Here is a 6,928-nt window from a genome sequence, read left to right as displayed (position 1 = left end):
CAGGGCTTGCGCTTGCGCTCGAACTCCAACAAAAACCACGCGGCGACGGCATCGGACATTGCAAAGAGGCGCACGGGCGCGGCGGGGAGCTTGGCGCTAAACCGGACGATCTCAGGGCGATCTTTCAGGGCCGTGGGATCGGTTGCCACTAAGCCAGGATGCGAGTTGAACTGCTTGGACTTGGTGAGGGGAAAGGCGTAGTGGAGCGTGTCTTTGACCACAAGAAACAGGCAGACATCCCCGATAGCCCGCGCGGTGAGCTGGCGGCTCTGGGGCTCCACTTCCAGCACAAGCAGCGATGCTTGCGAGCCCTGGGGAAGCTTCTCTTGGGCATACCAGGAAGTCGCGCCCGTGCCCACGCTGCTTTTCCAACGTGCTCCCAGCTCGCTCACCTGTGTCCAGAATGCCTCGTCGTCCTCGGGAAAAGCCTGATCGCGGGCAAACTCCGCAACCAGAAGCTGCGCCCACTCACGAGCATAGACCGCCGCCGATGCGCCGTCCGCCACGGCCAGCACCGGGTGCGTCTCGGAGAGTGCCCAGGCATCCTCGTACTGCTCGTCGGAGTTGCCGTCTTTGGGAGCCGTGAGCGCACGAATCAGCTTCATTTAGCGCAAGTCCGCCGTTCGGGTGCCGATGTCTAAAAACTGCACGAGCGAGCGCAGGTCGGCGTTGAAGGCGAAGCCGCGTGAGTTTTCACTGGTGGCAAATCCCTCGCGTTTGGCTTCGTCACGGAGTTTGGGCGGGAGCACGCTGCTGATCTCAAAGAGCATCTGGGCGTATTCATCGGGCAGGCCGAGCTGTGAGTCGGGGAACTCAACGGGGCGCTTGGCGGCTCCGGAGATATGGATATTGAAAAAGAGCGCCTTGCCGTCGTTGGTGCCTAAGTTCTTGAGCTTGTCGGCGGCGGGGCGGGGGCTACCATCGGTGGGCTCGCCATCGGAGATATTGATGATGCTGGGCGGATACGAGAGCGGGTAGAGCTCGGTCCAAGCTTTCACAATCTGATTAGCCTCTTCCACAGCGGCGACCATGGGAGTGTTCCCATTGGCCATCGGCTCAAACCAGACCGGAAAGCGTACCTGACGCTCGATCAGGCCGCCCGTGCCATCGTCTTCTTTGCGGGCACGTGTCTCGACTCGCAGCGGGTTGTCGGCCACCTCGGAGATTGGGACAAACTGTCGCCCGGCAAGCTGTGCACCGAAGCCCGTTCGCACCGCGCCGCCGTAGCCGATCACCGCAATCTGAAAGTAGTCGCGCACGTCCTCGCCTTTGGCGCAGCGCAGCACAAGAGTGGCGATCAGACGATTGACCGCATCGGCTACCGCATCGCACTTGCGCTTGCCTGAGTCCATCCCATACGGGTCGTCCATCGAGCCCGACTGGTCAATAAGAAAGCAAAACGCCGTCGGCTTGGCCCGACTGATCTCGGCTGTATAAGGCATGCAAAAATTATACCTCACCCAAGAGGCTTGGCTATCATGAAATTCGGGTAGCCTGATGCCATGACCTTGCCCTGGAACTATCCCGAGTTTGCCCATGACTTAGGGGGGACGATTTTATTTGTCTACGGCGCTCTGATTGTTCAGGAGCCACTTCTCCATGAGCCGAAACCACGCTGGAAAGAGACATTTTTGTTCTGGACCCGAGCAGGAGCGGCGATTGTCCTCACGGCAGCTCTGGCGGAGCTAGGCAAGCGAGTAGAAATCTGGCCGGGCCATCCGGCCTTTCCTAGCGGGCACATGGCCCAAGCCGCAGCGCTTTGTACCAGCTTGATTCGCCTCCGAGGCAAGCGCTGGGCCTGGCTGGCAGTGCCGCTACTTCCTGCGATGAACTGGGCACTCTGGGCCTCCCATGCCCATGATCTCCCCGAGATTTTTGGCGGCCTGGCTCTGGGCATCGTGGTCGGGCTACTCGTCTCCGGTTTTCGGGCGAAGGCACGGGCGGCTAAAGCAGCCCGCTGATGCGGCAAGACCCATGAATGGGCATACTATGATTTTGTCGTCACAAGACGCTTCAGACTCAGTGCCAGCACGATGTAGAGCAGGGTGGGGCTGAATTCAACCAATAGCCAGCCCCACTGGTGCCAGTCCCAGTTAGAGATCTCCGAGAAAAAGTAGGCCACGACAGGAATGCTAATTGCTGCGCTGACGATTTGAAACCAGAGTGCGGCGTGGCGTGCTCGCAAGAGAAGCAAGAGTCCCGCCAAAAAGCACAGAGGCCCTCCCAGAAAAAGTCCCACGAGATATGGATTGTAAAGCGGGCTAGTCTCGGCAGGTGGACAGACATAGCCACGCACGGCGATTTGGGAGCCCATAAAGCTACTAAAGGCCCCCAGTGTGAGGGCTGAGATGCTGAGGGCAAGACTTGGTGCGTGCACTCTTTGGCGGGACTTCTGCAACATAACGAGATTGTACAGCAGGAGGGCCGCGCTCTTGGCGCGAACCTAAGCCTATGAAATGCGACTACGATGTGATCGTGATTGGCTCCGGCGCGGGCGGCGGGGTGACAGCGGGTTTGCTTGCCGAAGCCGGACGGCGGGTGCTGCTTCTGGAGCGCGGCGGGGAGCCGAGCTTTGAGGAAGTGGGGCGCGATCATCTGCGCAACCAGCGGCTCTCGCACTACGGCCACAACGCTGGGCCGGATGCCGACCATCCGCGCGTCGCCAACAATCGCACAGTTGCGCCCTGGGACGGGGGCTACCACGCCAATGCAGCCATTGTCGGCGGTGGGACGCGGGTCTATGGGGCGCAGGCGTGGCGCTTTCATCCCTTGGACTTCAAGATGGCCTCCACCTACGGCGTCCCCGAGGGCTCGTCACTGGCGGACTGGCCGCTCGACTACGCCGATCTCGCGCCGTTCTACGAGCAGGCGGAGCACGAGATCGGGGTGTGCGGCCAAGCCAATGCGATGTGGCACCTGCCGGAGTACAAGCGCGACTACCCCATGCCCCCGATGGCCGCGACCAAGCAAGCCACGACCTACCGAAAAGGCGCGGAGGCACTGGGCTGGCGGACGCTCCCCGTGCCGCTGGCGATCAACTCGACCGAGTATCTGGGGCGACCTGCCTGCACGCGCTGCCAGCACTGCGTCGGGTTTGCCTGTCCTGTGGACGCGAAAAATGGCTCGCAGAACACACTGATTGCCAGAGGAAAGCTCACGGGAAGGCTTTTCCTACAGACCGGCGCGATGGCCGCCCAGCTCCACCACGACGGCAAGCGCGCCAGCGGGGTGACGTACTTTATCGGCGATGAAGCCAAAACCACGACGGCGGAGCAGATTGTCGTGGCGGCGGGTGCGGTTGAGTCCGCAAGGCTTCTCCAACTTTCTGGAATCGGCAACGACCAGGTCGGGCGGCACCTGCAAGGCCATGTCTATGTTGGGGCCACGGCGCTCTTCCCCGACGAGATCTGGGACGGCCTCGGCCCGGGCGTAACCACAGCAACCACCGAGTGGAGCCACGGCAATCAGAGTGCAGGCGTTATCGGGGGCGGGATGCTCGCCGATGAGTTTATTCTGCTGCCGATTATCGCCTGGAAGCGCTACCGTGCGCCGGGCGTCCCGACCTGGGGAAAAGAGGCGAAGGACTGGCTGCGCCAAAACTACCGAAAGCTCTCGGACATCAAAGGCCCCGTGCAGGACATTCCCTCGCCCGATGCAAGGGTCACGCTCGACCCGACGGTAAAAGACCGCTGGGGCCTACCCGTGGCGCGGCTCTCAGGGACAACCCACCCGGAGACGATCCGCACAGGGCAGTTTCTCCAAAAGAAAGCCGTCGAGTGGCTCCACGCCTCGGGGGCAACCCAAGTCTGGGGTGGCGCACCGACCACACCGTATCTCTCGGGCGGCCAGCACCAAGCGGGCACCTGCCGCATGAGCGACGACCCCAGCGCAGGCGTCGTGGATCGCAACGGGCGCGTGTATGGCTTTGAGAATCTCTACGTCGGCGATGGGAGCGTCCACGTCACCAACGGCGGCTTCAACCCCGTGCTCACCATCTTCGCCCTCGCGTTTCGTCTGGGGGCACATTTAACGGGGGCGTCGGGTTCGGGCGCATAAATGGGCCCGCTGTTGCGGCAAGACCCATGAATGGGCCTCCGAAGCGGGGGTATAGTGAGGACGTGAATACCCTCTTTCGGATTGCGTTTGGCGACTACGAATTTGTTTTAGATCGCACCACCCTGACCTACTCGCTCACCGAGACCGTCACCAAGACCGTCTGGGCCACCGAGCTCTCGCTGGGCTGGATTGAGATCAAAGATCGTGCGACGGGCGCGATCACCCGAACGGATTTTGGTGACTGCAAGCTCATCAGCATCGCTGAGAAGATGGGCGCGGCGGGCAAGCGCATCTTGCTGGGCCTCGATGCACCAAGCGGCGTCCCGATAGACATCTATCTCATCTGCGGCTCGAAAGACATCCAGCTCACCGTCGAAGCCAGTAGAGATAGTAAGACACACTTGCTGGAGCGGGTGGGACTTCTGCCGGGTCTCTGTCATGCAGAGCAAGGTGGGTATCTGGTGCTTCCTCAGGGCGAGGGCATTCTCGTTCCTGCCGACACGAGCGCTCACCTCGACTCGCGTGTACTGCCAATCTGGAACCCTCTGACCGGTCTGCTCATGCCCTTTATCGGCGCAACAGCACCGGGTACCGCCTTGGCTCTCTTAACGGACTCTGCCTATGGCGAGGCACACCTCACGCAAAAAGAGGGCTTGCTCTGTGCTAACTTTGTCTATGAGCGAGACCCGGAGCGCCGCCGCCTCGACATTCGCGTTGTCCCACTCCCTAAAGGAAACTATATCTCCATTGCTCAGGCATATCGTGAGAAGCTCATCGGGGAGCGAAACCACCAAACGTTTCGCAAAAAGCTACGCGAAAAGCCCAAGCTCGAAGAGTATCTAGGAATAACCCACCCAGAGATTCCCGATACTGGTGTCGAGCTACAAAGTGGGCTTCATACTGAGATTAACCGTTGGGAGTTCATGGAGACTCAGCTAACACAGGCTGAGGGACAACAGCTCGTCATAACCGGAGCGGGAGACTGGGCTTACTTTGCCGCAGATGCTTGGATGCATAAACTCAGACCAGACTTCCCAGAGACAAGTATCCCTGTTCCATTATTTTCCGTTGTCTATCGCGATAGCATCCTTTTATATACGTACCAAGTAGTCCTCAGTAGCATCTTGCGAATGAAGCCCATCTTTCTTCTCTTTGAAAGAGAAACTCCCGAAGCCCGCCTGCTCGCGGATCTGCACGCCCTCACCTTCCCCGCGTTTCTTACCGCCCACAAGTTCCTCACGCCCGATTTTCTCGTCGAGGAAGCGTTCTACTCCGATAAGACGCGGGTGGTGATCAACAAGAGCGAGACAGAGACGTACGAAACCGACGACTTGCTCCTCCCTCCCGGCGGGTTCTACGTCCGCCACCCGCAATTTGAAGCCCACGACGCGCTCCGGGTCAGAACAGTAGACTTTCCGAAACGCGCCTGGCGGGTGCGCCGCAGCCTCGATGGCAAGCCGCTGGAGCAGTCGGAGCAGATCGAAGAAAGAGAGTTTGAGGTGAATGGATGATGCTTCCCTACCTTCCCGCCGTGCTTGTTTTGTTGCTACAGCCACCTCAGGTTGTAGAGCAAGTCTGTCCTCCCAGTATCCAAGGGAAAATCTCTCTGTGCTTTCGTACTGCTCGCGAGCTTGACTCGATCATCGGTCCAATTCTGTTTCCCAGTCGTAAGGAAATGGTTTGGCCGCGACGGATTGCTCCCGCCTTCGGCACTGAGCAGAGTGGAATGAGCGGATGGCGCTCTGAATGGGCCCACCATGCACCGATGCGTCCACCAGGGATTGACAATATCGTCGCATTGGAGAATGGGACACTGCTCTTGCAGGGCAACTCGGCGGATATAGATGAGCTGACAGCATTGGTTCGAGCACTGGACGTTCCCATTCCTAGCGTCGAGTGCCGCCTGGAGGTGGTACGCGGCAAGCAGAAGTTATTGAGCGCCAGCGCGTTGGGGAAAGTGGGGACGGTGGTGAAGGCGAACAATGCGCTCACGGGGCCAGCGACGGTGGCGGCGCGGGTGGAGGCGACGTTTAAGATTCTCCCGCTGGGTGTCGGGCGCTACGAGATTGAGAGCCAGGTGAAAGTTTCGGTGCCGCTGGCCAAGCGAGGGATGCGGCTGGAGAAAACCTTCCAGAGCACGCGGGAGTTTACGCTGGGGCAGACACTCACGCTGGATCAGGTGGAGATCGGCGGCGAGACGGTGCAGCTCTTTCTGACTCTGAACCGCCCTCGTTAAACTCTATATGGCCGGAACGGCCTTTGTAGCCGTAGGCTCTCCAGTCCCGCCGCTCCAACCGGCGGGATCATCCGATATTGAAGAAATGGCCGCGTGGGTCGGTGCTCATGCGCCAGTGGTCGTGGGCATTGGGGTTGGGTGCGATGGTCGGGAGCGTTAGCTCCAGCCACTGTGCCAGCGCGGCGACGTGCGGCTCGTAGAGGGCGCGGAGCTCACGGAAGTGCGCGTGGGCTTCGGGCGACGTGTCCAGGGTCATTCCGGCCTCGGTGAGGAGTGCGAAGAGGGCTTGCTGCTCGGCCTCGGGGAGGCGGTCGGGCGTGACCGGCGTTTGATTCAGCGCGAGGCGCAGGTCCACGGCGGCGTGGCGGGCCATGGCAAAGGTCAGGCGGGCTTGGTAGAGCAGGGCGCCTTTTTGCTGGGTGGCAATAATCAGGGCGCAGGTATCCAGGATCGCCGTGAGAGTTCCCAGCCAGCTCTGCCGGTCGTGCTGGGAGCGCCAGAACATTAGGCTGGGGTAGGAAAGGTGGCTCTCCAGCAGCTCCGCCGACCAGCGCTCCCAGTTCTTCAGGGTGTCTTTCAGGTCGCCCAGGTCGGGGCAGCCGCCGATGCGCTTGAGAAGCTCACCGGCACTAGGGG

At 60.6% G+C, this 6,928-nt stretch carries 7 protein-coding genes and 1 pseudogene; 4 read left to right on the top strand and 4 right to left on the bottom strand.

The features are described from left to right. Together RMO15_RS15395 and RMO15_RS15390 are read right to left on the bottom strand one after the other, a co-directional pair. The coding region (locus RMO15_RS15395; protein ID WP_309714335.1) for a hypothetical protein at positions 1 to 605 on the bottom strand (605 nt) is incomplete at its 3' end. After that, positions 606 to 1,442, bottom strand: a complete 837-nt coding sequence (locus tag RMO15_RS15390) for a VWA domain-containing protein (protein WP_309714334.1) — start codon at positions 1,440 to 1,442, stop codon at positions 606 to 608. A 60-nt stretch (positions 1,443 to 1,502) separates the two neighbouring features. Here RMO15_RS15390 and RMO15_RS15385 point away from each other — a divergent pair, with 60 nt between their 5' ends. Next, entirely contained in the window at positions 1,503 to 1,961 is a 459-nt protein-coding gene (locus tag RMO15_RS15385) for a phosphatase PAP2 family protein (protein WP_309714333.1), read from the top strand. Between the two features lie 26 nt (positions 1,962 to 1,987). Here RMO15_RS15385 and RMO15_RS15380 read toward each other — a convergent pair whose 3' ends face one another. Continuing rightward, positions 1,988 to 2,401 (bottom strand): hypothetical protein, encoded by a 414-nt coding sequence (locus tag RMO15_RS15380; RefSeq protein ID WP_309714332.1) that lies wholly within the window; start codon positions 2,399 to 2,401, stop codon positions 1,988 to 1,990. Positions 2,402 to 2,451: 50 nt separating this feature from the next. On the opposite strand from RMO15_RS15380, the gene RMO15_RS15375 reads away from it, so the two are divergent. From RMO15_RS15375 to RMO15_RS15365, 3 genes are all read left to right on the top strand, one after another. Next, positions 2,452 to 4,056: a GMC family oxidoreductase gene (locus tag RMO15_RS15375; protein WP_309714331.1), complete on the top strand. Its 1,605-nt coding sequence runs from the start codon at positions 2,452 to 2,454 to the stop codon at positions 4,054 to 4,056. 62 nt (positions 4,057 to 4,118) lie between these two features. Next, complete coding sequence (locus tag RMO15_RS15370; RefSeq protein ID WP_309714330.1) at positions 4,119 to 5,567, top strand: hypothetical protein; 1,449 nt, start codon at positions 4,119 to 4,121, stop codon at positions 5,565 to 5,567. After that, a complete protein-coding gene (locus tag RMO15_RS15365) occupies positions 5,564 to 6,292 on the top strand; it encodes a hypothetical protein (RefSeq protein ID WP_309714329.1) in 729 nt (242 codons plus the stop codon). The genes RMO15_RS15370 and RMO15_RS15365 overlap by 4 nt, the downstream gene beginning before the upstream one ends. A gap of 67 nt (positions 6,293 to 6,359) precedes the next feature. On the opposite strand, the pseudogene RMO15_RS15360 reads toward RMO15_RS15365, so the two are convergent. Then, a pseudogene (locus RMO15_RS15360) lies at positions 6,360 to 6,928 on the bottom strand (two pore domain potassium channel family protein); the annotation flags it as partial.

It is taken from the genome of Armatimonas sp. (assembly GCF_031410135.1).
GTDB lineage: Bacteria > Armatimonadota > Armatimonadia > Armatimonadales > Armatimonadaceae > Armatimonas.
The sequence above is the reverse complement of the archived record's forward strand: the minus strand, read 5'-3'. Positions and strand labels throughout refer to the sequence as shown.